Origin of the sequence: Methanolobus mangrovi, from assembly GCF_031312535.1 — an archaeon.
In the GTDB taxonomy this organism is placed as follows: domain Archaea; phylum Halobacteriota; class Methanosarcinia; order Methanosarcinales; family Methanosarcinaceae; genus Methanolobus; species Methanolobus mangrovi.
Genome location: NZ_CP133594.1, coordinates 1,891,248 through 1,916,524, shown reverse-complemented (window position 1 = coordinate 1,916,524; position 25,277 = coordinate 1,891,248). Strand labels below are relative to the sequence as shown.

General features: G+C 41.7%; 25 protein-coding genes, 2 tRNA genes and 1 pseudogene. 4 read left to right on the top strand and 24 right to left on the bottom strand.

Annotated elements, in window-relative coordinates; translation table 11 throughout:
- Window positions 1-140: 140 nt before the first annotated feature.
- The 6 genes from RE476_RS09250 to ilvE all read right to left on the bottom strand — a co-directional run bounded on the left by RE476_RS09250 (window position 141) and on the right by ilvE (window position 5,429).
- Window positions 141-551 carry a PGF-CTERM sorting domain-containing protein gene (locus RE476_RS09250; protein WP_309307358.1) on the bottom strand — a complete coding sequence of 137 codons (411 nt, stop codon included), beginning with the start codon at window positions 549-551 and terminating at the stop codon, window positions 141-143.
- A gap of 402 nt (window positions 552-953) precedes the next feature.
- Window positions 954-1,029: transfer RNA gene (locus tag RE476_RS09245), tRNA-Gln, on the bottom strand.
- A gap of 66 nt (window positions 1,030-1,095) precedes the next feature.
- Window positions 1,096-2,187, bottom strand: coding sequence for an OBG GTPase family GTP-binding protein (locus RE476_RS09240; RefSeq protein WP_309307357.1), 1,092 nt, complete (start codon window positions 2,185-2,187; stop codon window positions 1,096-1,098).
- 63 nt (window positions 2,188-2,250) lie between these two features.
- Complete coding sequence (locus tag RE476_RS09235; protein ID WP_309307356.1) at window positions 2,251-4,185, bottom strand: molybdopterin biosynthesis protein; 1,935 nt, start codon at window positions 4,183-4,185, stop codon at window positions 2,251-2,253.
- Window positions 4,172-4,420, bottom strand: coding sequence for a sodium:proton antiporter (locus RE476_RS09230; RefSeq protein WP_309307355.1), 249 nt, complete (start codon window positions 4,418-4,420; stop codon window positions 4,172-4,174). Before RE476_RS09230 ends, RE476_RS09235 begins: the two co-directional genes overlap by 14 nt.
- Window positions 4,421-4,550: 130 nt before the next feature.
- A complete protein-coding gene (gene ilvE / locus RE476_RS09225) occupies window positions 4,551-5,429 on the bottom strand; it encodes a branched-chain-amino-acid transaminase (protein WP_309307354.1) in 879 nt (292 codons plus the stop codon).
- A gap of 159 nt (window positions 5,430-5,588) precedes the next feature.
- On the opposite strand from ilvE, the gene RE476_RS09220 reads away from it, so the two are divergent.
- Window positions 5,589-5,663, top strand: a tRNA-Arg gene (locus RE476_RS09220).
- Between the two features lie 307 nt (window positions 5,664-5,970).
- A pseudogene (locus RE476_RS09215) lies at window positions 5,971-6,450 on the top strand (hydrolase).
- Between the two features lie 7 nt (window positions 6,451-6,457).
- Here the strand turns inward: RE476_RS09215 and RE476_RS09210 are convergent.
- The 18 genes from RE476_RS09210 to RE476_RS09125 form a co-directional block, all read right to left on the bottom strand.
- On the bottom strand, window positions 6,458-6,583 hold the full coding sequence (locus RE476_RS09210; protein ID WP_309307353.1) for a hypothetical protein: 126 nt from the start codon (window positions 6,581-6,583) through the stop codon (window positions 6,458-6,460).
- A gap of 15 nt (window positions 6,584-6,598) precedes the next feature.
- Window positions 6,599-7,912: a hypothetical protein gene (locus RE476_RS09205; RefSeq protein ID WP_309307352.1), complete on the bottom strand. Its 1,314-nt coding sequence runs from the start codon at window positions 7,910-7,912 to the stop codon at window positions 6,599-6,601.
- 74 nt (window positions 7,913-7,986) lie between these two features.
- Window positions 7,987-9,105 carry an ABC transporter ATP-binding protein gene (locus RE476_RS09200; protein WP_309307351.1) on the bottom strand — a complete coding sequence of 373 codons (1,119 nt, stop codon included), beginning with the start codon at window positions 9,103-9,105 and terminating at the stop codon, window positions 7,987-7,989.
- A gap of 9 nt (window positions 9,106-9,114) precedes the next feature.
- Window positions 9,115-9,783 carry a molybdate ABC transporter permease subunit gene (modB, locus tag RE476_RS09195; protein ID WP_309307349.1) on the bottom strand — a complete coding sequence of 223 codons (669 nt, stop codon included), beginning with the start codon at window positions 9,781-9,783 and terminating at the stop codon, window positions 9,115-9,117.
- Window positions 9,784-9,798: 15 nt separating this feature from the next.
- Window positions 9,799-10,605, bottom strand: coding sequence for a molybdate ABC transporter substrate-binding protein (gene modA, locus RE476_RS09190; RefSeq protein ID WP_309307348.1), 807 nt, complete (start codon window positions 10,603-10,605; stop codon window positions 9,799-9,801).
- A 254-nt stretch (window positions 10,606-10,859) separates the two neighbouring features.
- Window positions 10,860-11,291 carry a peptidylprolyl isomerase gene (locus tag RE476_RS09185; RefSeq protein ID WP_309307347.1) on the bottom strand — a complete coding sequence of 144 codons (432 nt, stop codon included), beginning with the start codon at window positions 11,289-11,291 and terminating at the stop codon, window positions 10,860-10,862.
- 81 nt (window positions 11,292-11,372) lie between these two features.
- Window positions 11,373-12,836 (bottom strand): DUF7289 family protein, encoded by a 1,464-nt coding sequence (locus RE476_RS09180; RefSeq protein ID WP_309307346.1) that lies wholly within the window; start codon window positions 12,834-12,836, stop codon window positions 11,373-11,375.
- 20 nt (window positions 12,837-12,856) lie between these two features.
- On the bottom strand, window positions 12,857-13,621 hold the full coding sequence (locus RE476_RS09175) for a DUF7289 family protein (protein WP_309307345.1): 765 nt from the start codon (window positions 13,619-13,621) through the stop codon (window positions 12,857-12,859).
- 22 nt (window positions 13,622-13,643) lie between these two features.
- Entirely contained in the window at window positions 13,644-14,120 is a 477-nt protein-coding gene (locus tag RE476_RS09170; protein ID WP_309307344.1) for a DUF7266 family protein, read from the bottom strand.
- Window positions 14,117-14,977, bottom strand: coding sequence for a hypothetical protein (locus tag RE476_RS09165; RefSeq protein ID WP_309307343.1), 861 nt, complete (start codon window positions 14,975-14,977; stop codon window positions 14,117-14,119). The genes RE476_RS09170 and RE476_RS09165 overlap by 4 nt, the downstream gene beginning before the upstream one ends.
- Window positions 14,978-14,992: 15 nt before the next feature.
- The gene (locus RE476_RS09160) at window positions 14,993-15,604 is read right to left on the bottom strand and encodes a DUF7288 family protein (RefSeq protein WP_309307342.1); all 612 of its coding nucleotides are present in this window, start codon (window positions 15,602-15,604) and stop codon (window positions 14,993-14,995) included.
- A gap of 1 nt (window position 15,605) precedes the next feature.
- Window positions 15,606-16,082 carry a DUF7287 family protein gene (locus RE476_RS09155; protein WP_309307340.1) on the bottom strand — a complete coding sequence of 159 codons (477 nt, stop codon included), beginning with the start codon at window positions 16,080-16,082 and terminating at the stop codon, window positions 15,606-15,608.
- A 70-nt stretch (window positions 16,083-16,152) separates the two neighbouring features.
- Window positions 16,153-17,625, bottom strand: a complete 1,473-nt coding sequence (locus RE476_RS09150) for a DUF7289 family protein (protein WP_309307339.1) — start codon at window positions 17,623-17,625, stop codon at window positions 16,153-16,155.
- Between the two features lie 14 nt (window positions 17,626-17,639).
- Entirely contained in the window at window positions 17,640-18,422 is a 783-nt protein-coding gene (locus RE476_RS09145; protein ID WP_309307338.1) for a DUF7289 family protein, read from the bottom strand.
- Window positions 18,423-18,438: 16 nt separating this feature from the next.
- Window positions 18,439-18,918: a DUF7266 family protein gene (locus tag RE476_RS09140; protein ID WP_309307337.1), complete on the bottom strand. Its 480-nt coding sequence runs from the start codon at window positions 18,916-18,918 to the stop codon at window positions 18,439-18,441.
- Window positions 18,915-19,793 (bottom strand): DUF7261 family protein, encoded by an 879-nt coding sequence (locus RE476_RS09135; RefSeq protein WP_309307336.1) that lies wholly within the window; start codon window positions 19,791-19,793, stop codon window positions 18,915-18,917. The genes RE476_RS09140 and RE476_RS09135 overlap by 4 nt, the downstream gene beginning before the upstream one ends.
- Entirely contained in the window at window positions 19,790-20,404 is a 615-nt protein-coding gene (locus tag RE476_RS09130; protein ID WP_309307335.1) for a DUF7288 family protein, read from the bottom strand. The genes RE476_RS09135 and RE476_RS09130 overlap by 4 nt, the downstream gene beginning before the upstream one ends.
- Before the next feature lies 1 nt (window position 20,405).
- Window positions 20,406-20,873, bottom strand: a complete 468-nt coding sequence (locus tag RE476_RS09125; RefSeq protein WP_309307334.1) for a DUF7287 family protein — start codon at window positions 20,871-20,873, stop codon at window positions 20,406-20,408.
- A gap of 142 nt (window positions 20,874-21,015) precedes the next feature.
- Here RE476_RS09125 and RE476_RS09120 point away from each other — a divergent pair, with 142 nt between their 5' ends.
- Together RE476_RS09120 and RE476_RS09115 are read left to right on the top strand one after the other, a co-directional pair.
- Window positions 21,016-22,500, top strand: coding sequence for an exonuclease SbcCD subunit D (locus RE476_RS09120; RefSeq protein ID WP_309307333.1), 1,485 nt, complete (start codon window positions 21,016-21,018; stop codon window positions 22,498-22,500).
- Entirely contained in the window at window positions 22,500-25,160 is a 2,661-nt protein-coding gene (locus RE476_RS09115) for an AAA family ATPase (RefSeq protein WP_309307332.1), read from the top strand. Before RE476_RS09120 ends, RE476_RS09115 begins: the two co-directional genes overlap by 1 nt.
- Window positions 25,161-25,277: the final 117 nt, after the last annotated feature.

The following is a 25,277-nucleotide window of genomic DNA, read 5'->3' as shown; positions in this document are numbered from 1 at the left end:
ATATCAGGTCATGTTCCTGATATTTTGTTATCAGGGTACTTTCGAACAATAAAAGAAGTTAATAGTAGATACCGGTAGACTGTAAAAAAAGAAGAAAGATGGTTCCAATACGATAATGGAACTACATGGCATCTTTCTTATTATCCTTGGCGTTTCAGATATACCACTGATACTATTCCAGCAATCGCAAGGATTATTCCAAATCCCGGAGATTGATTATCAGATGTTGTTTCACTGGTGGTTTCTTCCACGGTTTCCTGTACCTCTGCATCAGCTACTGTTTCAGGATAGTCGTTTGCATCTCCTGGTGATGTCAGGGCAGCGATTTCTTCCATATTTGTAAACCCATCGCTATCTGAATCGCTATCTTCTATTGATGTGAAATTCAGTCCACTTGCCAAAACATCCATGCCATAAGGTGTCAGAGCGTCTTCCGTGTGACATGTGACACATGAATCCAGTGCTGTGCCATTCACACTATAGGTTTGATTGAAGGCGCCGAGGGCGTCGGGTGTTGCTGATGTGACAACCACTCCTGCTAACGTTATCACTGCCAACAGAAATACAGTTCTAATTAGTTTATATTTCATCTTCTTACCCCATTTACTTCACTATTAATATGTTGTTTTTGTACAACATTTAAGTTTGACAATCATAATTAATAAACATGTTCTTAATTTTCTTGTATTCGACAAATAATATCAACAAATATCCTGTGATATAATTCTCAATATTTGAGGCAATGAATAATACATTTTTAAGGCAAAAAGGTTAGATTGTAGATTTGGGATGAAATTGCCGAACTGCCATATTCAGGATTCAATGATCTCTACGTAAATCATTGTTGAAACTACAATGTTCATAAAAGCAGCACAAAGGTGGGCAGTGTCTGTGCTATATGTGATGAGGATTGCATTGTAAAAGAAAAGAAAAGAAAAGAAAAGAAAAGAAAATGGTAGTCCCGGGCGGATTCGAACCACCGTCTTCGGCTCCAAAGGCCGAAAGGATTGACCACTACCCTACGGGACTACAATGATTAGCAGAATAAATGCATAATAATACTTATTTGTTATGCAGGACAGCCGGGTTTGGCTGTCACATTGCAATGATCAGCGTTAACAGATCGCTGTCATCAAGTACGTGTTCAAGGCCTGCTCTCTGGCCGGGGTGCTTTGCGGATGTACCCCATACCTGCGAATACCTGAACTTTCTCCTGAAGTCACGATGCAGGTGGTCACATACATCTCCTACTGTAGTTCCTTTGCGTACAATGAGTGGTTCTTCCATATCAGCGGGTCCGCCCTGGGGTTTTAGGTAAATCCGGATAAAGTCCAGTGCATCGTATATCAGGTCCTTGACAGCCTCAAGGTTCTTTTCCTTGTCAGCCGAGATATATGTAGCTCCAGGGTATTCAGACTTACATTTCTTCAGCACATATTCATCTGCCATATCCACCTTGTTAACAACGACAACGGCAGGTATGTACACCCTGTTGCCCATGATGACATCTATCAACTGGTCAACATCGATGCTTTCCCTGATGAGCACATGAGCATTGTGTATCTTATATTCATTAAGTATCGCCTTGATAAGATCATCTGAAAGTTCAAGGTCCTTGGTACTGCTAATTGTGACGCCACCACGGTCCTGTCTTTTGATAACGACATCAGGTGCCTTCTGATTCAGGCGTATGCCTGCATCGTAAAGTTCCTGTGTAAGGACTCCGTGGTGATAATTCTGGAACACATCCAGCATAAAGACCACAAGGTCACAATTCCTGACAACCGAGATAACTTCTCGTCCACGCCCTCTTCCACTGGCCGCACCTTTGACCAGCCCGGGTACGTCAAGTATCTGTATAGTTGCATTTTTATGTTCAAGCACTCCGGGAATTACATCCAGGGTTGTGAACTCATAGGCGCCGACCTCTGAATGAGCATCGGTGAGCTTGTTAAGTAAAGTGGATTTTCCCACAGATGGAAATCCTACAAGCGTGACTGTGGCATCTCCTGACTTTCTCACGGAGTATCCTTCGCCACCACCTTTGCTTGCAGACTTCTTGACAACCTCATCGCGCAGGCGTGCTAGTTTCGCCTTGAGCCTACCGATGTGGTGGGATGTTGCCTTATTGTAGGGAGTCTTCTTGATCTCCTCTTCTACTTCCTGTATATCCTCATGTATTCCCATTTGCAACCTACCATAACGTCAAAATAAAAAAGGTTTTCCTGATTTTTATAGACTGGATTAACGTCAAAAGGAGGATATTACCCTGCCGGTCATTTCATAAGAATACATCCCGGTTGGGAGTCTCTTTGAAAATTCTTCAGACCGAAGTGCACTAAGGAAAATCTGTATCTCTTCAATATCCAGCAGGTCTTTGCGTATCACAAAATCAAACTCGTCCTCCGCAACAGGGATAAACTCAAGCCCTGCCTCCTCTGCTGCAGCCCTCAGTCCAAAACCAACATCTGCTTTTCCGCTTTTCACGGCATCACAAACAGACCTGTGGGTCTTTGAACCTGAATTATAACCTTTCAGGCTTTTTATGAGCTCACTCCTGGGGATGCCCATATTCTCTGCCAGTTTACCGAGTTCTCTGTCCAGAAGTGCCCTGGTCCCTGATCCCCGGTTCCTGTTGATGAGTTGCAGGCCGGTTATGTCCTTCAGTCCATATACATGGGTATCAGGACTGAATATAAGTCCCTGCTCTCGCCTGTATCCCTTGACCAGGACCACATCCTCAAGATTCATTTTTCCTATAACCGATGAATTGTAATTACCTTCGCTGTCAACCATGTTCACACAGGCAATATCGGTAGTGCCGCCGGAGATCGCTGTAAATCCGGCACTTGAACCCATTTTCAAAGTCCTGAATACAAGTCCTGTTATCTCTTCAAGCAGGTCCGTTCCCGGGCACTGTCCCCCAACGAACATCAGGTCAGGACTTTTAACGTTGCCGAACATTGTGACCTCTACTTCAGAACCTGCTTCAATGTACTCGGTATGTGCTCTGATCTCTATTATTCCGTCAGCATCCGAAAGTGTAGTGATAGCCCCTGATGTCTTGTCAGCAGGGTACGCTTTGCCCCTGACCACTCCAACGGGGAACAGTTCTTCCCTTCCACCTGATCGGATGCCGGTTCCCATGACCGCAGTAATTTTTGTCTTAAAAGTGGGCTTAACGCCAAGTGAATTGTATATTATCGGGGCCACGAATTCATTGAATATGCTGAGTGCTGATGTTGGGTTTCCTGGCAGTCCGATGGTTGGCACATTTCCTATCATACCAATTACGACAGGTTTTCCCGGTTTGATGGCAATTCCGTGGGTAAGGGTTTCGCCCTTTTCCTCAATTATCATGTACATGATATCGCCAACACCCGCAGAAGTACTTCCGGATGTCAGGACGATGTTGCATTCATTGATTGCTCTTTCAAGAGCCTCTTCCATCAAAGCTGCATCATCCGGTACAATCCCGTATATCCGTGCAGTTCCGCCGCATTCTTCTATTGCTGCCGCGATGGCATAGGAATTTGCGTCATATATCCTGCCTGCTTCCAGTTCATCCCCGGGTTTGATAAGCTCATTTCCGGTTGATATAATTCCCACAAGCAATCTCTTGACAGGTACATCATTCATGCCTATGGAGGCAAGTACTCCGATTTCGCGGGAACCGATGCGTGTGTTCTTCCTCAGGATCCTTTCACCTTTCATGATATCGTTTCCTGCACGCATGATATTCTCGCCAATGTGCACCGGCTGGTAAATAAAGACAGAATCACCTGTTTGCTTTGTATTTTCCACCATAACTACAGCATCAGCGCCATCGGGAATCGGTGCACCTGTAGATATTTCTATAGTTTCTCCATCGTCCACAAAGAACTTATCTGTGCAACCTGCAGGAATAGAGCCTATGCATCTCAGTTCCTCCGGCTTCGGCTCAGTTGCCTGGTAGGTATCTTTTGCACGAATGGCATACCCGTCCTTGACAGAACGGTTGAATGCAGGCACATCCACACCAGAAGGAATGTCATCTGCTATGATGTGTCCTACTGCCTTATCAATAGGTAAAATAATAGTTTCTGGCTGGACTCTGATCTGTTCAACCAGCTTCCTCGCATCCTCTACGGATGTTAAGTCTCTGAATTCCTTGCGTTCCATTATGTTCGGTCTACTTTTTGTCAAGATAACCTATAAGTGTTTTGTTAAGTGTGAACACTCTTGAAGCAACATACCAAAGCCCCATCAAAAATACAATCCATGTTGCAATTGATATTAATTGCAGATTTGGTGTATCGTCAAGTGCTTCAAAGGTGATTACAAGGGTAACTGGCATTAGAAGTAAGATCGCCATTACTGAATCGTTCAGGTACTTCAGATTCTCCATAATCACTCTTTCTTTTTCTCCCTCGATTTCCATTCTAAAACCTCATTTATTCAGTATCATAATATAATTGTATATTAATACAATAGATTACTGGACTAATGCCTAATTAATGTTTTGAAAAAATGAAAAAGAAGAAAAGATATGAAGAGCTAACTCTTCATCTTTAAGGGAAAATAGGAGTTCCGGTGGTTGTGGTTATGTGCTCAAAAGCCGCGACCATCTTCCCGGTGATTGGTCCTGGTTTGCCGTCACCGATTGGGCGTCCGTCAACCTTTACAAGAGGTGCAGCTTCTGCTGCAGTTCCTGTGACGAATATCTCGTCAGCAGTGTAGAGGTCGAACATTCCCAAATTCTCAACGTGAGTCTCAATTCCCATGTCTGCAAGCAGTTCGATCGCTGTTGCCCTGGTTATTCCCTTGAGGTTGTTGATGGTTGGCGGGGTGTAGACTTTTCCGTTCTTGATAATAAATATGTTATCTCCTGATCCTTCAGAGAGGTAACCATTCTGGTCGAAGAAAATTGCCTCATCTCCACCCTTTTCATTTGCTTCTATCTTTGCAAGGATGTTGTTCAGATAGTTCAGTGACTTGATGTTTGGAGAAAGTGCATCGCAGGAATTTCTCCTGACTGAGACTGTGACACCGGTCAGGCCAACTTCATAAAGGTCACCGTACATAGCTCCCCATTCCTGGGATATGATGAATACATTTGGTATTGGACATTTTCTGGGGTCCAGTCCAAGGTCACCAATGCCTCTTGAAACGATAGGTCTGATGTAGGCATCTGTAAGGTTGTTTTTTCGGAGTGTTTCCAGAATAGCCTCTTCCATCTCTTCCTTGCTTAATGGTATGTTAAGAGCGATTGCCCTTGCGGAATCATAGAGCCTGTCAACATGTTCACGTAACTTGAAGACACGTCCGTTGTATGCTCTTATACCTTCAAAGACACCATCCCCATACAAAAATCCATGGTCATAGACGGAGGTTGTGGCTTCTGATTTAGGGACATAGTCACCGTTGTAATAAATCAATAGTTCACTCATGTGTAAAGCCTCAGCATTGTAATAGTTGTTAACGTTGATGTCAAACTATTATATATCTGTATTCACATACACATTGAGAATAATATAGAAAAGTAGCTCAGTTCTTACAAAAGGCTTTTATGCTAGAAAACCTATTTCAGACTCCAGTCAATCGTCAGCGGTCCCGTGGCTTAGCCAGGATATAGCATCGGGCTTCTAACCCGAGGGTCGTGGGTTCGAATCCCTCCGGGATCGCTAATTCTTTAAAGTATTCTTCTTTTGTTTTTCTTTGTTTTCAGCACCGACCGAAAAATGTTTATCGGATGAGTTCCATATAAGGAATTGCTGAGTATAGGATGCTCGGAGTTATCAGGACTGCGAGACTATGTTTCAGCTTTCGATTGGCTCAATTCAGGGAAATACCCTGAAGCGCGTATACTTGCCGATCGGAAAATTTGAGACGTCAAGAGGGTAATAGGGTATTATAATCTTAGTCTTCTCTGTTGCCCTCGCATTACTTCCTTTTCTCATAGTTTTTATCTGCAGAAGCGGACGCTTTGTTATGGACAATTCAACAGGTTCAGAACCTGCTGTCCTGAATTCGCCCATTCCGTATAAGGCAACAGAAAAAATGTATGGGATGAAAACCATTCACAAATTCCACATTTCATTGTCATTTAGCTTCAAGCGTGCCGTAATGAGGATGTGCAAAAAGGTTCACCTGGCAGATGCCTCTCCTGAAATAGATGATTTTCTACTGCTAGCTTACGATTCGTCACCATGGAGGTCAGAACTCTACATGTCTGTAATAAAAGAAGTCACTGAAGCTGAGAACATCAAAATATCGGGAACTTTTCTCAGCAAGGCCTTCGATGGTCCATATCAATCGGTGCCAAAATGGATCTAAGAGATGGAAAAATACGTTTCATAAAAAGGAATGACTGTGAAGATACATTATTTCCATTTCGCATACTGCCCCAAATGTGCAAAGAAATATGGCCATAACTATGTGGTTGCCTTCACAGAAGTGGAAGGGAAATGAGTGCTTTTTAATCGTTCAGGCCCAGAATATTCTTCTTATCCATATTTTTTTCTTCTTTCTTTTCCTTTTTACTCGCTTTTACGAATTCAGTGACTTCTTTTATTCTATTCATATTTGCTTCATCATTTCCCACGTTTTAATCCCCTGGCTAATTGTCTTTATATTCTATTAAAGTCGAATCACCGTAAAAATGCCTTAAATCGGAGATAAGTACTGACTTTGTCATCTCAAGTTCTTCTTTAAGTCCATCCAGATGCTTTCTTTCGGATTGTATATCGTTGTTTACTGATCTTGAAAGGCTGTGATGGTTTTCAATTTCTCTTTCGATATCTTCCTTTTCCTGATAGATGCTAAGGCCATTTAATTCCTGGATAAAAGCTTCTCTATCAGAAAGATACTTTTTTCTCTGCTCGACAAGTAATGATGCGGTTTTACTGTCCTCAAGAACCTGTATTTGTTTCAATGCTTTGTCACACATCTGGTCCTTCAGTCCAAGTTCTCCACTTTCAATCCTGCCTGTAAGTTCTGAGAGAAAAGGCCCCAGGTCATATTCAATTGCAGAAGCAGGGTCTTCATTTATGGTTTTGAGTGTTTTCCTGTTTTCAGGGGAAAGCACGCATCTCTCATTTTCATCCTGTTTTTCCATTCTGGAAATGGCCTTTGAAAGTGGTGTGAATAGTCTTCTTGCTTCAGACCCTACATCCGCGATCTTTGCATCAAGGATTCTGATCTCTGTTTCAAGTTGCTTTGCTCTTTCAAATTCGCTGCTGTTCTCAAGTCCTGTCAGCTTTGAATCATATCCGGAAAGTTTACTTTTTGCAGATTCGTACTTTGTGTCCAGATCAACTATTTTTTTAGTGCTTTGTTCTATTTCCCTGTTGACCCTTTCTATAGTATTCATCTCTCCTGCTATCTTTTGTAATTCACTTACCCTTTCATTACCTTCCATTATCGAAGAATAGAGTTCGTCAAGTGAGTCTTCAAGATCGGCCAGTCCCTGATTTATTTTCTGGTGCTCTCTGGGATATAGTGCTTTTATATAGAGCAGGCTTTTGCGGGTATTATCCAGAACATTCTTCAGGGTGGATTTTGCATCTGTATAGAATTCAGAAGCAGTTGCAGGTGATGTGTTTCCCGGAACTTTTAGTTTACTATCAATGAGTTTCAGGTTATTGGCAACATTATCCCTGTTTGAGTCACCAAGCTTTTCTCCTCTTTTGCTTGCACCCTCAATAGGTTCTGCTGCAAGCAGTTCTTTCTTTAATTTTTCCAGTTCCCTGAGGGCCTGTCTGATACTCTCATATTTTTCCTTTACAACAGGTCTGAGCACATCTTCCTGCCTTTTTATTTCATCTTTGACAGTACCCGGCAGCTTTTCAAAATCAAAAACAACTGAACGAGGTTCTTCTATTTCCTGCTTTTTCCCAAAAAGCCTTTCAATGAACTTCATCTCTTCTATCAAACGATGCGATTCAACTTTATATGATTTTTGGGCAGTATATTTTTACTCAAATTAATGCAGTCCAAAAAAGTAATCTAAAAAATGACTATCCTGCCCTTTTCGATTCTGGCCAGACATTCATCACCAGCTTTAAAATTCACATCCTCAAAGAACTGGTTTGCTATTTCAGCGATCAGCATGTTCTTGTGTTCTTTTATCTCAAGAGCCAGAACTCTGCTTGCACCCTTGTTCACAACACTCTTTACACATGCATGGAATGTATTTTCTCCTTTTCCTGAACAATCGGTAAGAGGCAATATGCGCAGATTCTCAGGTCGAATTCCCCATGTTATTCTCTCTGCTATTTTACAATCCGGTTTATCGGCAGTCACCTGCAGGTTTCCGCATTTGAGTGTCAGTGTCCCGGATGCTTCTTCTTTATTTACCACAAGGGTATCTTCAAAGATATTTGACAGTCCTACAAGCTCAGCAACATGCTTGTTCTTAGGGTGGTAAAACACTTCTTCAGGAGTTCCTATCTGCTGCACGCGTCCTTCGTAGAAAATGATAACCTTATCTGCAATTGTGAAAGCTTCCACGTGGTTGTGGGTGATAAAAAGCACAGGAATTCCAAGTTCTCTCTGTATCTCCTTGATCTTCTCCCGAAGTTTCATGCGAACGACCATGTCAAGTGCCGAGAACGGTTCATCCAGCAAAAGGATGTCTGGTTTAGGGGCAAGAGCCCTTGCAAGAGCAACCCTTTGCTTCTGTCCGCCTGAAAGCTGGGAAGGATAATTGTTCTCCAGTCCATCTATCTGGAGCATCTGCAACATTTCCCTGACTCTCTCCTCTTTTTCTTCCTTTGGCCATCCTTTAAGCCCATAGGCAATGTTCTTATTCACATCCATATGCGGGAAAAGGGCATAGTTCTGGAACACGTATCCAAGACTACGTTGCTGCACAGGAAGATTGATCCTGTTATGACAATCAAAATACACATTGTCATTAACGACCATCTTGCCGCCATTTGGTTCCAGTAGTCCGGATATACATTGCAGAGTTGTTGTCTTTCCTGAACCGGAACGCCCGAAAAGGACCACGAGTTCATTTCCCACCTTAAATTGGACATCAAGTGTAAAAGTGGCTTCCTTGCCTCTTTTCTTATCACTTTTCTTGTTGTAATATCGTTTTCTAAAATCCACATTGATGCCCACGATTACACCTCAAATCTTCCAGCTATTAACAAGTTTTGCAGTTATTGCCATGGAGAGCAGGGACATGACTACAAGTATAATCACCAGCATGTTGGCAAGTTCGCTGTTTCCTGCCTGGAATGCACTATATATTGAAATCGACATTGTGTTGGTTCTTCCGGGAATATTTCCTGCAACCATAAGTGTTGCACCGAACTCACCCACAGCTCTTGCAAAACTCAGGACCGTGCCGGCTATTATTCCTTTTTTAGCAAGCGGGAGTGTGATGAAAAGTGCAGTTTCAAGTTCCTTTCTACCAAGAGTGAATGCTGCGTATTCAAAATCCCTGTCTACTGCTTCAATGGCGGCAGTAGTGGTTTTAACCATAAGTGGGAGTGACACCACAAAAGCCGCGATGACGGCTGCTTCCCATGTGAAAAGTATGGTCCATCCGGTGATATTGTATAATATATTTCCAAGAAATCCGTTCTTTCCAAGCAACACCACCAGAAGATATCCTGTTACAGTTGGTGGGAGTACAAGGGGCAAAGTGACAAGAGAATCTGCGATCAGTTTTCCCCTGAAATCACGTCTTGCGAGAATATATGATATGATTATACCTATCAGTGCCACTGCAAAAGTAGATATGATCGCTATTTTCAGCGTGATTACAAGGGGAAACCAGATCTGGTCAGGCATATCTTTTATTCCTTTTTATGCTGTGAATCCGTATGATTCCAGTATTGTTCTTCCTTCATCGGAAGTAACAAAGTCTGTGAATATTTGTGCTTCATCCTGATGTTCTGATGCTGAAAGCACTGCTATCGGGTAACTGATAGGAGTTACTGTAGGTAAGGTTACTTTAATTTCGATGGTGTCAGGTTCTGATGTTGCTGCATCAGTACTGTAGACAAATCCTGCATCAACCTCTCCTCTTTCAACATATACCAGAACCTGCTTAACATCATCTGCAAGCAATGTCTTTGATTCAAGTTCATCCCACAGACCTGCTTCTTCAAGCGCTTCAACCGTGTACTTTCCTACAGGTGCTGTCTCCGGATTACCAATGCATATTGTCTCTACTTCTGTTGCAGTCAGATCTTCTGGCTTGGTAATGCTAAGTTGGCTGTCAATAGGGGTTATAAGGACAACTGTATTCTCTGCAAAGTCTTTCCTGGAATCCTCCACAATCAATGATTGGTTGCTCAACAGATCCATGTGGCTTTGTGATGCGGATGCAAACACATCGATAGGTGCACCGCCTTCAATTTGCATTCTGAGAGTTCCCGATCCTGCAAAGTTGAAATTGACATCGATTGTCGGATTTTCATCTTCGAATTGTTCTTCAATATCTGCGAAGGCCTCTGTTAGGCTTGCTGCAGCAGACACCGTTATTGTTGTAATTTGCTCCTGTTCTGTTTCCATACCAATGTCAGTACCTGTGTCTGCACATCCACTTACAAAGAGTACAACTGTGAGTATGGCTGCAATAGTCAAAATGAGTTTTTTGCTTTGTTCCATAATTATTACCGTTCCATATTTGGTCAGTTGGACTTTGTTGTGAAGGCATACTCTTCAACCGTTATGTTCAACTGCACACAACGCTATTGTTCAGCCTTTTGATATAAGTATCTTTCCTGATTAGCAGATATCCGAATTATTCCTGCGGAATCTTCTGCAGGCAATACAAAAAGAATTCAGGACATTAAAAAGGTATGCTTAAAAAACAGAAAATAGCAGCACCAAAGATGCTGCAAAAATAAGTTAATACTGGTTTATTCTTCAACAACAGTGACTTTTCTCATCACATCTTTTGCTTTGATCTTGTTGACGACTTCCATGCCTTCAATTACCTTACCGAAGACAGTGTGTACGCCATCAAGGTGTGGCTGTGGTGAGTGTGTGATGAAGAACTGGCTTCCGCCGGTATCCTTTCCTGCATGTGCCATTGAAAGTGCACCTGTGCCGTGTTTCTGTGGATTATTTCTTGTCTCACACTTTATTGTGTATCCTGGGCCGCCTGTACCGTTGCCTTTTGGGCATCCACCCTGGATGACAAAGTTTGGGATTACTCTGTGGAAAGTAAGTCCGTCATAGAATCCTTCCTTGATGAGTTTCTCAAAGTTTGCCACGGTCTTTGGTGCATCCTTTTCGAACAGTTCCAGAACAATATTTCCTTTATCAGTCTCGATGATTGCTTTCTTCATGAGTTTCACCTTAATGAGATTGGTTAATGAGTGTGCCTAATTTAAGTGTTTCTGTAAGGCTATTAGGATTTATCAAAGCACTCAATCTACTGTTGCTTCAAGTTCGTTGGTGGTAACGTGAAGGAAGGTAATGAGTGCTCCTCCTCCGTCGTATATGAGGGTGTATTCGGAATCTATTTCCTCCACTTTATTGTTTGTACTCTGTTCCCAGGTACAGTCAATTGTTCCTTCCTGTGCCATGAGTTTGAAGTAGTGCTGAGTTATATTGTTTAGGGACTGCAGATCATCTTCTTCGATAGTTGCATTTGGTATCATTGTTGTTGGGCTTGTTAGGTCCCAAGAGTATTCCTCACCATCAGCATCATCATATTTCATAAGATATGTCTCATTAAGAAGGTCAAAGGTGCAGTTTGAATGTTTATTGCTGTCAGGATCTTCATATTCTGTAAATTCACTGCCAGCATCCACCCAGGTCTCCTGAACGGGGGGATTTACCGCAGAATCAGTGTATATAATATACTGGATAGTGGTCTTCTTGGTATTGTATTCCAGATATTTCCCTCCAGATGTGGCTTTGAGTGTCATATCAACAGAATTGAAATTCGATGCATCTTGTGTTATTACATCAATGTAAAATGAGAAATTGTAGATCGGTTCTGGATTGGATTCGTTCAGTTGTTGGATTTTAAAGTGCTGGATTAGTGGGAATGTGCCCATTTCAGGCACTGTATCAAGGTCCAGTATAGCTGTCCTGTTCGCATGGTCCAGAGTTGCTGTGGTGGATATGAGGGTTTCTGCATAGTCTGCCCATCCATCATAGAACTCACTCTGGATGTAAATGATTATCTTGTCAAGATCAAGAGGATTGACAAAAATACTGTTGAGGTTGGTATTCGGGAATAATATCTCAGGGTCATTGGAGGATTCAACGGTGATTGATGCATCAGTGGTTCCTGCAACGGAAGTATTCCCTATTATCTGCATGATTGGAAGTGTCAATGTTTCTCCATTGAAATGAAACTCCGGAGGAGATATCATTATTGTTCCGCCTGTGGGATATCTGGACCAGACACCTCCACCCTCATAGGCAATTATGCGATCATTGTATGTGTATACTATCTTTCCCATTGATGCGTTAAATCCTGCAAAGTCTGTCTTATTCTCATAGTCTGCCCATGCATTCCAATAGCTACGATTCTGGTAAAAATCATTATACCATGTCGAGTTTGATGAAAGTCCTATGATCATTATCCGGCTTTCATTGTAGGCATCATCGTCCCCCATCACTTCAATGTTGCCGCCCATGAGGGAAAGTTCAGTTGTCTGAAGAGGGGATTCTCCAAGGGCTGCCTTACTTGTTCTTGAGTCAAAAACCGTAAAAGCCTGCTCAATCTTCTGGGCTTTAGCCATGTCTTGCATGCTGTCTATTGCAGGCATGGTGTAGAGTATCATTATCCCTATTGACAGGAGAGTGATTGCCAGCATTACTACGATTCCTACAACCGATGAAACAGCAAGTTTATTCCCTGACAGGTTCTTTCCCATTTTTTCACTCCACATGTTCATTAATCGATAGTTACATCCATGGCTGCCTTGATGATGTATACATCTATATTTTCGGTATAACTCTTACCTGCTAAAACAGTTTGAGTCGTCTCGTTAATATCTATAGTTGACATCTCCAGACGTTCGTTCAGGAACTTTTCCCATGCTTTAAAGTAATCGCTTGTTACCGTTACATTGACCTGTGATACATTCCGGTAGCTTTCAATGGATCTTCTTCCTGCATCAGCGGTCACACGTACAAGTCCTGATCCAGACACCGAACTGCTGCCTGAAACACTTGCATCGGGTATCACAAGTACATTATTTGCATAGGTAAAACGTGGCTCAGCGACCATAACAGAATCTCCGGATGCGTATTTGGCCCATACGCCACTATTTTCATAACAAATTAAAGTATTCTGGAAATCATTCTCTATATTTCCCATCTGCCTTCCAAAAGATACTGTTTCAGGGGAGCCTGCTGAATTGTTCCATACCTGCATGCTTATATTGATGTAATTATCCTTTGTAACAGAAAGCGAGCCACCGTACATTTTCAGTTCAACTGATTGAGCAGGAGCATTTCCAAATACAACTTTATTCACATTTGGTGCAAGCACCTGAAAACTCTGCTTTATATTATCAGTGTGCTGGGTTTCCTGTATATGTTCTAACATCGGCACACCAGCTACTACGATGATTCCGGTTGCAAGAAGTATAATACTTAAAATGATGCTGTAATCTACCATTTCTGATACTGCATCATCCGATTTCGTAAAATTCATTTTCATGCAACTCCCTCTGTTTTTAATATATTTCTATCATATTTGAGGCCGGATTGTAGTACAACATGAACTCATCTGAGCCACTGAACAATTTTACTGATGCGACTTCAGTTTCATGTACATTGTAGGGTACTTTTACCCGTGTTGCCTCTTTTCCATGGGATTCAAATATGATCTCATTGGTCTGATTCGATAACTCCATCGAGTATTGCTGACCTGCAATCTCATCCGGAAGTGGTAATTTAAAGAAAAAGCTACCTACTTCGCCACCTGCATTTCTGGTAATCTGCACCGCAGTGTCAATATTGGATATCTGCAATGCCATATCGTTACCGTGTATCTCAAACTCATCCCGCATTATGGTTTGTTCTGCCCTGTCCATCATGGTATAGAATGAGCTGATGACAACCATCATAGTTATCACAGTTATTGAGAGGGTCAATATGAAACCCACTGATATGGATACGGCCCTTTCATCATCTTTGAATCGCTGTATCATATGTGTCCCCTCGGTAGTGTAATGGGTATTGTCACATTGATCTCAAGATGGCCGTTCTTGTTCAGTTTCATGGTGCTATTGACGACCTCTACTCTTTCAATGTAGAATGGGTCCCAGTTAACAAGATCTCCTGATATCAGGAAAGTGCCCATGGCCTGACTACCATTTATGAATTTGATGCTGTAAGTCTCCTCAGCAGTCTGGTTATTGAAGAAATACTCGAAGTAACCTCCTTCCAGTTGATTACTGGTGACGTTGAAGTCATAGATAGTAGCACTATCATTGTTGTAGTGTGGTGTATTGCTACTGTCGTAGACAGTTACATTGATATTCCCGCTTGAATTGAAAAGACTGGCTGACCAGATTGTGCTGCCTGACTGATTATTGACTTCTATCACAAACTTGTTTGACTCATTTCCAAGAGTTGATGCATTGAGTCTGGATAGCAGGAAATAATCGGTGTAATTGACTCTTTCAATAACAACCCAGTTGTCGTTCCCGTCTGCGAGTCCATTTTCTGTGAAATAGGTATCCTGCAATACACCAGAGTCAAGAGAGAATATAAAACCTGAAAGCGAATAACTCTCTATCATCTTCTCTGAATATTTCGCCATATAGGCATCAAATGTTGCATTGTCCACTCCTCCATTTGAGTCTGCGTAAGCCTTTTCATAAGCTTCTGTAGTTGTCTGCACAACATTGGAAAAATCAAAGACATTTGTCTCAATACTGGATTCTGAGGCTGTATTGCTTGCATAGACGATGTTGTTAAGCATGACAGTCAGGACTACGATGCCTATGCCGATTATAAAACCGGCAATCAATATCATCTGTCCGGATTCGTTCAGTCTTTTCATGTTAGCACCGTCTTTTTACATTCTCCATAAAGTCATTTTAACGTCAATGAGGTTATAGAAATCCGTACTTGTATCGGCATCTGCTATGCCTGTATATGATTGGAATTGGGAAGAATTTGATATGTCTGAATTAGATAGCAATATCCTTCTGGATACTGTTACAGCGTTATCAGAGGGTTCACCATTGTAGATGTAAGGCAGGGTCATTACGGCTCCTGCATCATTGATCACAGCAAATTCCACATTATGTGCTATACCTTTGGGAACGATCACAGATTTTAGTATTTCAGTTGAACTGCTCGTAAGGGTATTGTTTAGCTCTGAATGATATGCCGTAGAATTCCAGGCATACTCATCTCCATCCCAGTTCAATATGTCTTCTTTGAGACTGGAATTATGTCCTGATTGGGAGTGGTCGAGCACGGTTAGCATATCCTGTGCCAGGGTCTGAAGCTGTGCTTCTATGTGTGCATTTGCCGTTGAGGATGTAAGGGGAGTAAGTGAAGTTGCCTGTACTGTGAAGATTATTATTCCCGTTATTATTATGAGGGCCATTAAGGCTTCAAGTGTGTGTAATTGGGCGCATGAATCTGTTTTAAATACCTGTGTGGTTATTTTCGGGTTCATATTACCACACCCTCACAGATAGAATTCTCTGGGTTTCATTCCCGTTATTTTCATTCCGGACAATGACTATTCTTTTAGTCTGACCTATGTTTCCCTGTGTTGGCAACGGTTTGCCAGAAGAATAAATGAGTGAGTTTGATGCGATGTTCTCTAATGTGATGTTGAAGTCATACCGTAAATAGGAACTACGCATTCCATAGTAATCAATGGTACTTTCATAATTGGTACTTGATTGATAAAAGAAATCATTAACTTTTGTACCATTGAGCAGACTAGGTGTTCGGGGATTTCCAGCACTCATATTCTGCTCTATCAGGTTTGTTGAGATTCTATCGGCTATGAGCGTCACTTCATCCGAGTTAGACTGGAAAGGGGTGAAAAGCCCTGTAGTATATGAAAAAACAAATATGACACTTGTCAGGAAAATAGCGATGCCTATAAGGTAATCTATGTGCATCTGGCCACGGGTATCAATCATAATTCCTCACAATATATACATTAGTTATTATATAAAAGGATAATTGTAAATACATTGTGTTTTCTGCGCATCAGTTTAGAGTAGCTGTAAGGTCATTTCTGCTGACATGAAGATATGTTATACTTCCTGGCATACCGTCATAGTATAATGTGAGGCTGGATTCATCATAATCTACAGGATCTGAATTTCCGGGCTGTATGAGGTTAAAGACTACTGATCCCTCCATTGTTAGGAGTTTCATGTAATGTTGCGTCAAGATGAATAGGGATTCGGGTGCATCATTGCTATAATCAACATCAGGTGTGATACTAATGGATGTATTGTTTCCCCATGAGAATTCTTCGCCATCCTTGGCATCATACTTCATTGTCATTGTTGTGGAAAGTAGGTCTACAGTAGCTGATTGTTCTTCATTTGCGCCACTTACATCAAATTCACCATCTCCTTCCCATGTCTCAATTCCTCCGCCCGGAGCAACATCTTCATAAATAAGGCCTATTTCGAGCTGATCATTCCCACCTTTCTTTGCAAGTGTGTATGTTAATGTCCTTGTTCCTGATGTTGCAGTGATTTGATAGTTACTGGGGTTGAGTCCTTGGGATGCCCTTGCTTCAAGATCAAAAGAGAATTTCCCCATTGGTGTAGAATTGTCCTGATTAACTGAACCTATTTTGAAAGCTGTTTTCAATGTATCTTTTCCCATGGCAGGAATAACTTCCAGTTCAACGATGGCTGTCTGGTTTGCATCATCTGTTTCAGCGCTGGCATATGCAAGTGAATTTGCATAATCTGCCCATGCATTGTAGAACTCACTCTTAATGTAGATCATTACTTTATCGGATGTAAGTGGATTAGTTCTTCTTGAATCTGAGGAAGGGTTTGGATACAATACTGCGGGAAGATTATCGGAGCTTATTGTAATCCTAACATCAGATTTCCCACTGTATACTGCATCTCCTTCTATCTTCATGATGGGAAGTGTCAAAGTTTCACCATTGTAGTGGAATTCCGGCGGAGATATCATTACTGATTTACCATTTGGGTATTTGGACCATACTCCTCCTCCTTCATACCCAATTATCCTGTCATTATTGGTGTAGACGATACTTCCCATGGAAGCATTGAACTCATTCATACTTTCATTGCCGACATAGTCCTCCCATCCTTTCCATCTATATCTTTGCTGTTTGAAACCGTCGTACCATGATGCGTTAATATCCACAGATATAATGACTATCCGGCTTTCTTCATATGATGCGTTATCTCCCTTTACTATTATGTCTCCATCCATCATGGAAAATGATGTTGTCTGGCTAGGGGATTCTCCCAGTGCGACTTTGCTTGTCCTTGAATCGAATACTGTGAAGGCTTGCTCCACTTTCTGGGCATTTGCCATGTCCTGCATTTCATATATGGTAGGAACTCCATAAAGGAAAATCACACTGACAGATGTGATCGTCATTGCAAGTATTATTATCATTCCTACTATGGGTGAAACGGCTTTTTCAGATTCTATGAACTTTTTCAAGAGACAGGCACTCATTATATCACCATTTTTTACTCAACGGTCACACTCATAGGGGATGTTGAAATGAAGACGTCTATATTTGGATTGTAATCTTTTTCTGCACGTACGGTTCTGGAACTCGTATTAACATCCAGTATCTGCATTCCAATTGAATTATCCAGGTACTTTTCCCATGCTTCGTAGTAATCACTTGAGATTGCTATTTCCACTCTTGACACATTTTCGTACATCTCAACTGAAAGCTGACCACCATCTGATACAACACGGATAAGTCCTTCTCCTGCTATTCCTTTAGTACCTGTGATTGTAACCATGGGTATTACCAATGAACTGTCATCATATGCAAAAACAGGTTTTTCCACTGCTACAGCCCTTCCCTGTGGGTATTTAGCCCATGCTCCTGTGTTCTCATAAGCAAAGGATGCGTCCTTGTATTCATTTTCTATCATGCGCAGCTGTCTTTCAAAAGAAACCGTTTCGTTTGAGGAACTCGATTGATTCCATGTGTCCATTGTGACGTTCATGTAGCTGTTACCTGTGACAGAGACCAGGCCGCCATGCAGTTTTAATTCTACAGATTGGGAGGGGGCTTTACCAAACACTATTTTGTTCATGTTGGGGGTAAGGACTGCGAAACTTTGCCGGATATTCTCCTCATGTCCAGATTCTTTCATGTGCTCGATCATGGGATATCCTGCAATACCTATGATGCTAATTGCCAGTAGCATCAGTCCGAGTGTTATTGTGAAGTCTACAACTTCCGATACTGCATCATCGGAATGGAACAACCTTTTTCTTCCTGTAATTTTCATGTGACCTTCCGTATTCTCAGGATATCTCTATGGCATTTGTTCCGGGTGTGTATGTCATCATAAACTCTCCCTTTTGGCTGTACAATGTGGTTGAAAGGACTACTGTATTTTCTGCATAATATGGTACTTTTACTATCGTGTTGTCTCTTTCTTCGGATACGAATACAATGTCTTTGCTACTGTTGTCAAACTCTACAGAATATGGTTTTCCTGCAATCCTGTCCGGAAGGGACAGTTCGTACCTTATTTCATCGACCTCTGATCCTGAATTTGCTGCATTTCCGACCATTGTGTCCATGTTTGCAATACGTACAGCAATATCATTTCCATGTATCTCAAATTCATCACGCATGACCGTTTGCTCTGCCTGGTCCATGAGCGAATAGAATGAGCTGAGTATTGTCACAAGCATGAGGACTGTGATTGAAAAGGTAAGTATGAATCCGATGGTGATGGACACCGCGTTCTCATCATTACTCAGGTTCCGTAGTTTCATATGTTCCTCCCTGGCAAAGATATTGGCAGATTGCGGGTAACGCTCATCTCACTGGATGACATGGTAACTGTAGGATTGACAACACTATGCCTTGCAAATACAAATTCTTCTCCTGATGTCAGGTTTCCTGAAAAGGTGCAGTATCCTACAGTGTTGCTACCATTGAAGATATTTATCGAATAATCAGTTCCTTCTGTATTATCTTCAAAATGGAATACCTTATTAACGTTGTTGATTTCATTACCGGTCACGTTGATAGAAGTGTAATTGGAGGCTGTATATGTTAGTATTGATGACTGGTATGAAACATTGATGTTGATGGTTCCATTGGAGTTGTACAGTTCCATAGACCAGATAGTTTCCGATTCATTATCAATTGTCACTAACAAGCTGTTAGAACTATTTCCTAATTTAGCAGGGTCTGGTATGTCCAATAGGAATACATCAGTGGTATTGACATTACTGATAACTGTCCAGTCATGATTTCCATCCACAAGTCCATTCTGACTGAAGTATGGTTCATATAATGTATTATTCTCAAAGCTAAAGGTCAATCCCGATAGTGCATAATTTTTGGATGCGGTTTCTGAATATTCGTCCAGATACTGCTCAAATTTTGTAGAGTTCAGATTTGTACCTTCTATGGCATATCTGTAAGCATCCTCATAAGCTTCTGATGTCATCTGAACTGTATTTGCCATGTCATAACGTGAAGTGTCAATGCTTGATTCTGAGGCGATGTTACTGGCATATATTACGTTGTTCAACATGATAGTGAGCACTACTATACCTACTCCTACTGCAAATCCTGCTATCAGGAGCAACTGTGCTCTTTCATCAAGTTCTTTTATTCCATCACGTTTCAATGTTCTCACATTCTCCAGAGTGTCATTTTAACATTGACAATGTTGTAAAAATCACTAGTATTGTCTGCATCAGGTATGCCTGTATTTACCATGAATGATGATGTATTTCCGATATCAGGGTCAGACAGGAGTATTTTTTTTGAGACAATTACTGCGTTATCGGATGGGTCGCCATTGTAGATATAAGATCTTGATATTGTGACACCATCATCATTTGTCCACGTAAAATGGACATTATGTGCAATTCCTCTTGGAATTGCGATAAACGAAAATATGTCAGCAAGGGAACTATTTACCAGAGTGGTGTTACTGGAATCTGTCGACCTGTATTCTGTTCCGTTCCATACGAATTCCGTCCCGTTCCAATTCTTCACATCGTTCTTGAGAGCAGAGTCCTGGCCGGAAGAAGTGTAGGATAGTACATTCAGCATATCCTGCCCCATGGTCTGTAACTGGGCTTCAATATGTGCGTTTGCAGTTGATGATGTCAGGGGTGTGAGTGAGGTTGCCTCTACGGCAAACACTATCACTCCTATCATGATCAGTGCTGCCATCATAGCTTCAAGGGTATGCATCTGGGCATGCGTGCTCTCTTTTTCTCCAAATAATCTCCAGATCACATTACCACACCCTGAATGACATTATTGCAACTTCTGTGCTTCCTGTACCTGCATCTTTCAGTAAGACTATTCGTTTTGTCTGGCCTACATTGACACCGGATGGTATTGTCTTACCAGTCATATTGATCATTCCGGTTTCATTCTCTAATGTAACGTTGAGGTCATACCTGAGGTATGATCCTTCCAGGCCAAGCTGATATACGGTATTTTCATAGTTATCATCCAGGTCTTCAAAGAAATCATCAACCTTTGCTGAATTAACCATGTTAGGGACTGTTTCATCGCCTTCATTCAGCACTTTTTCTACAAGGACAGTTGAGGTTCTGTCAGCAACTAATGTAACTTCATCAGAATTAGAATGGAATGGTGTAAATATTCCTGTAGTGTAGTTGAACACAAAAATAACTGCGAACATAAAAACAGTTATGCTGATCAGGTAGTCTATAGTTATCTGGCCTTTGCTATCCATAATGTCCCATTATAATTAGTAGCTAATTATATAAAAAATAATTGTAGAATCTATTTTATATTTCTCTATTTTGTTTCTCATATATGCATTGAAGTCCTGAGCCCAAACAATTAAAAACTGGAAATACATATCATAGTCCCTGATGGATGAGATAAGGATAGTCCACACAGGGGATACCCATCTTGGATACCGGCAGTATCACAGTGATGTGCGCCGGCAGGATTTTCTCAATGCTTTTTCCACTGTTGTAGATGATGCTATTAGTATGAACGTGGATGCCGTGGTGCATGCAGGTGACCTGTTTGATTCCAGGAATCCCACACTTGACGATATTCTTGATGCCATGGGGCTGTTCTCAAGGCTGAAAAGTGCAGGAATCCCGCTTCTTGCAATTGTTGGTAATCATGAGAGCAAGCAGAGTACTCAGTGGCTTGATCTTTACAGCAGCCTTGGTCTTGTGACTCGTCTTGGCACTGAGCCTTACAGGCTTGGTGAGGTTGCATTATATGGTATTGATAGTGTGCCCAGGACAAAGATACCTTTATTCGATTATTCTGTATTTGAAGGCAAAGCAACTGATGCACGGTACAATCTTCTTGCAATGCACCAGCTGGTAAAGCCTTTCGCCTTCGGTGACTGGGATATTAAAGATGTAATTGAATCAATTCCTTTTGATGTTCATGCAGTTCTTCTTGGAGACAATCACAAGAACGAGGTCATAACAGTTAGTGATGCATGGGTTACCTACTGTGGCAGTACTGAAAGGAACAGTACTTCCGAACGTGAACCACGAGCGTATAACATCGTCACTATTGGAGAGGGCGGGATCGAGATAAGCAAACGTGTAATTCCAACACGTGAATTTGTATTCATACCTGTCACGCTCACAGAAGCTCCGAATGCTCACGATGATGTATTTTCCACAGTAATGGAATATGATATTGCTCAGAAAGTTGTCTTCGTAGAGATTTCGGGTGACGTTAAAGCAAAGCTGGATTTCAGTGAAATAGAGAAGTTCCTTCTGGCAAGAGGTGCACTGGTGCCGGGGATAAAAGACCTTCGTACAGGGGTCGATACACTGGATGATGCTTCTTTGAAAGTATCTTTTTCCGACCCGGATGATGTTGTCAAGGAAGAGATCAAAAAAATGGATCTTACAGCTGGCGGCTTGCTTCTTGATGATATAATACGGGATCCACAGATTGTGAAGACAAAAGTGGATGATGAAGCTGAAACCAAATTAGGGCAGTTGCTTGAAAAGATTGATTTTACTGAATCTGTTCCTAGTGATATTCCCTATGTTCTCTCTGCAGATGTACAAGAAGTTGAGACATTTCAGTTAGCTGAAGTAAATATCATGGCAGATATGGAAGAATCAAAAGAAGACACATTAAACAAGAACTTAGTAAGTGAAGTGCCAAAGACCGTTGTTTCTGAAATGGCAGATGTTGTTGTTGAAAATATAACTGGCAAAGATACTGCTGAAATGTCTGTGGCAGAAGATGCGAAAGTCAACGCTGAAATTCCTTCAGAAATCAAAAAGGATGAAAAAGAGTCAGAGAGTAAGGATAAAAAGACTCAGGACTCTGTAAAACCCCGCCAGTACAATCTGGGTGATTACCTGTGATGTTAAAACGACTGAAAGTTGATAATATCAGAAGCTATGAGCAGCTTGATCTTTCATTTAAGAGCGGTGTTACAGTTGTTTCAGGTGTTAATGGCAGTGGCAAGTCCAGTCTTCTTGAAGCATGTTTTACAGGACTTTTCGGAAGCAAGACGCTGGATAGGGATTTTGTACTTTCCGATATCATTACCAAAGGTGCTTCAAAGGCATCTATCTCACTTGAATTCGAGCAGAGCGGTCATAATTATTCTGTGGAACAATCTTTCCGGAATGACCCGGAAAAAGGGCGCGCTTCCAATACTAAATCTGTCTTTATGAAGGACGGGGAAATAATATTCGATCAGGCAACACGAACCTACGAAGCAGTAACATCTCTTCTGAATATGGATGAAGAGGCTTACCGGAACTGTGTTTACATACGTCAGGGTGAAATTGATGTCCTGATAAATTCCAAGCCAAAGGACCGCCAGAAAATGATAGATGGTCTTCTGCAGCTCGGTAAACTGGAAGAGTACCGGGAACGAGCTTCAAGTGCCAGAGTAGGTGTAGGGCGTCATCAGAGGGATAACGAAAGGCGTAGTAAAGAAGTTGCCAGTGAAATCAAGCTCATCGAGGATACTGATCCGGCTGGAAGGCTGTCAGCTCTCAGGACAAGGTCCGGGGAAATTGATGCTGAAGTTTCCTCTCTGAATGAAAAGAGGGACCGGACACGTTCTCTCATAGATGATGTTACAAAAAAGATATCTGAATTAAACGAACTTTCCGTCAGGAAAGGATCTGTGCAGCAACAGATAAAGGACCTGACTGACAGAAAATCACAATCATACGTTTCTATAGATTCTCTTTCAAAGAACATACATACCCACAAAGACCTTCTTGAATCAAAACAGGTCAGAGTATCCGAAATAGGGTCACAGTTAAAAGCCGATTCAAAAGATGTTGAGTCTCTGGTTGCGAAGCTGGATGGAGAAGAGCGTTCTTTGAGGGACTCGCTGAGCGATCTGAAAAGTAAAAGGGCAGTTTATGAAAAGGACCTCCTTAACATGGGTCAGTCTGTGAAAGATCTGGAGAAACAGGCAAAATCCATTGAATATGCGGCGAAGGATGTCGAATCCAAAATAAAAAGTGTTCTTTCTGAGATTGGAACTCACAAGGTCCGCATTGAAGAACTTGAAGGTGAACACAAGAATATCGTATCTAAGATAGTGTCTCTGGGTTTCAGTCTTGAAAAACTTGAAAACATTGATGAAGTTCTCGACCTTGTTAATGACCAGCAGAAGAGATTCCATGGCAGGGATGCTGAGCTGAAGGTGAAAATTTCCGAAATCAAGACCCGGCTGGAACGCTCAAAACAGCTACTGGAAGCCGGTAAGTGCCCTACATGCGGTCAGGATCTGAAAGGTTCCTGTGTAGAAGAATCAACCGCTTCTGATAATGAAACAGTAAAGAAATTGGAAACTGAATTATCCGAACTCAAGGTCAAACAGACTGAAGCCGAAGGCAGGGTGAATAAGGTCAGGTTAGCCCGTGGTTGTAAATCAGAGATCGATACTGTTGTAAGGGGTATTGATTCTGCAAAAGAGGCTATTGAGAGGGATAATAAGAGAATTGAAGAGTATGGCCTGCGCTTAAAGGAAGATGAACTGAAGATCAAGGAACTGTTGTCCGGTAAAGAGTCTCTGGAGAAGTCCCTTGATGAGACAAAAGCAAAGGTCATGCAGATAAGGCAGGATGAAGAATCTGTCCTGAAAGAACATTCAAAGTTCCTTGAAAGTCTTGGTCTTGCCCGGGAAATGCAGAAGATACTGGGTGAGTTTGAAAAGATCAATTCAGAAATAAGGCAGATGAATGACAAAATAAAAAGCATTCAGGAAATGGTTTTGCTCTTTGACGGACAGATTGGTGAGAAGAAAGAATCCCTGAAGGAAATTGAGGATAAAATAGGCAAGTTCAATAAAACAGAACTTGAATCCCTTAACAGGGACTATGGTTTTGCATTTGGAAAGATCAATTCGGAAATTGACCGGCTGAAGCTTGAAAAAGATGATGTCATGAAGAAGGCCGGAATGGCTGAAAATGACAGGGTGCGGCTTTCAGACCTTAAGAAGAATCTCAATGTTCTGAAGAATAGGGCTGAGTATCTCAATGCCGTTTACTCTGATGCTGAGAACCTTGAGAGCATGTATATGCGCATACGCGCACAACTGCGTTCCAGTAACATACAGACACTTGACCGGCTGATCAACGAGATATTCTCTTTTATGTATTCCAATAATGCATACTCTCATGTGATGCTGGATGCTGATTACAATCTGACAGTGTTTGAAAAGGATGGCACTGCCCTTGAACCAAAGCTCCTAAGTGGTGGAGAACGTGCTTTGTTTAATCTTGTACTTCGCTGCGCCATATACCGCCTGCTTTCACTGGGCACATCATCTCATGATGGTGCAGGGCTTCCGCCTCTTATCATGGATGAACCGACAGTGTTCCTTGACAGGGGACATGTGCATCAGTTGATAAAGCTCATAGATATGATGCGGGATATAGGGGTTGCACAAATTCTCATAGTTTCTCATGACGAATCACTTATTGACTCGGCTGATCATGTATTTGCTGTAGAGAAGGACCCTGTCACCAATAATTCGGCAATATATGCAAGATGAGTTGAAGTGAATACTTATTTAATACTTGAAAAAAATACATCTAGCGACCATAAGATATATTATACTTTTACTCATATATTAAAGTGGTATTGTCGTATAGCAGCGATGAGGGACTGA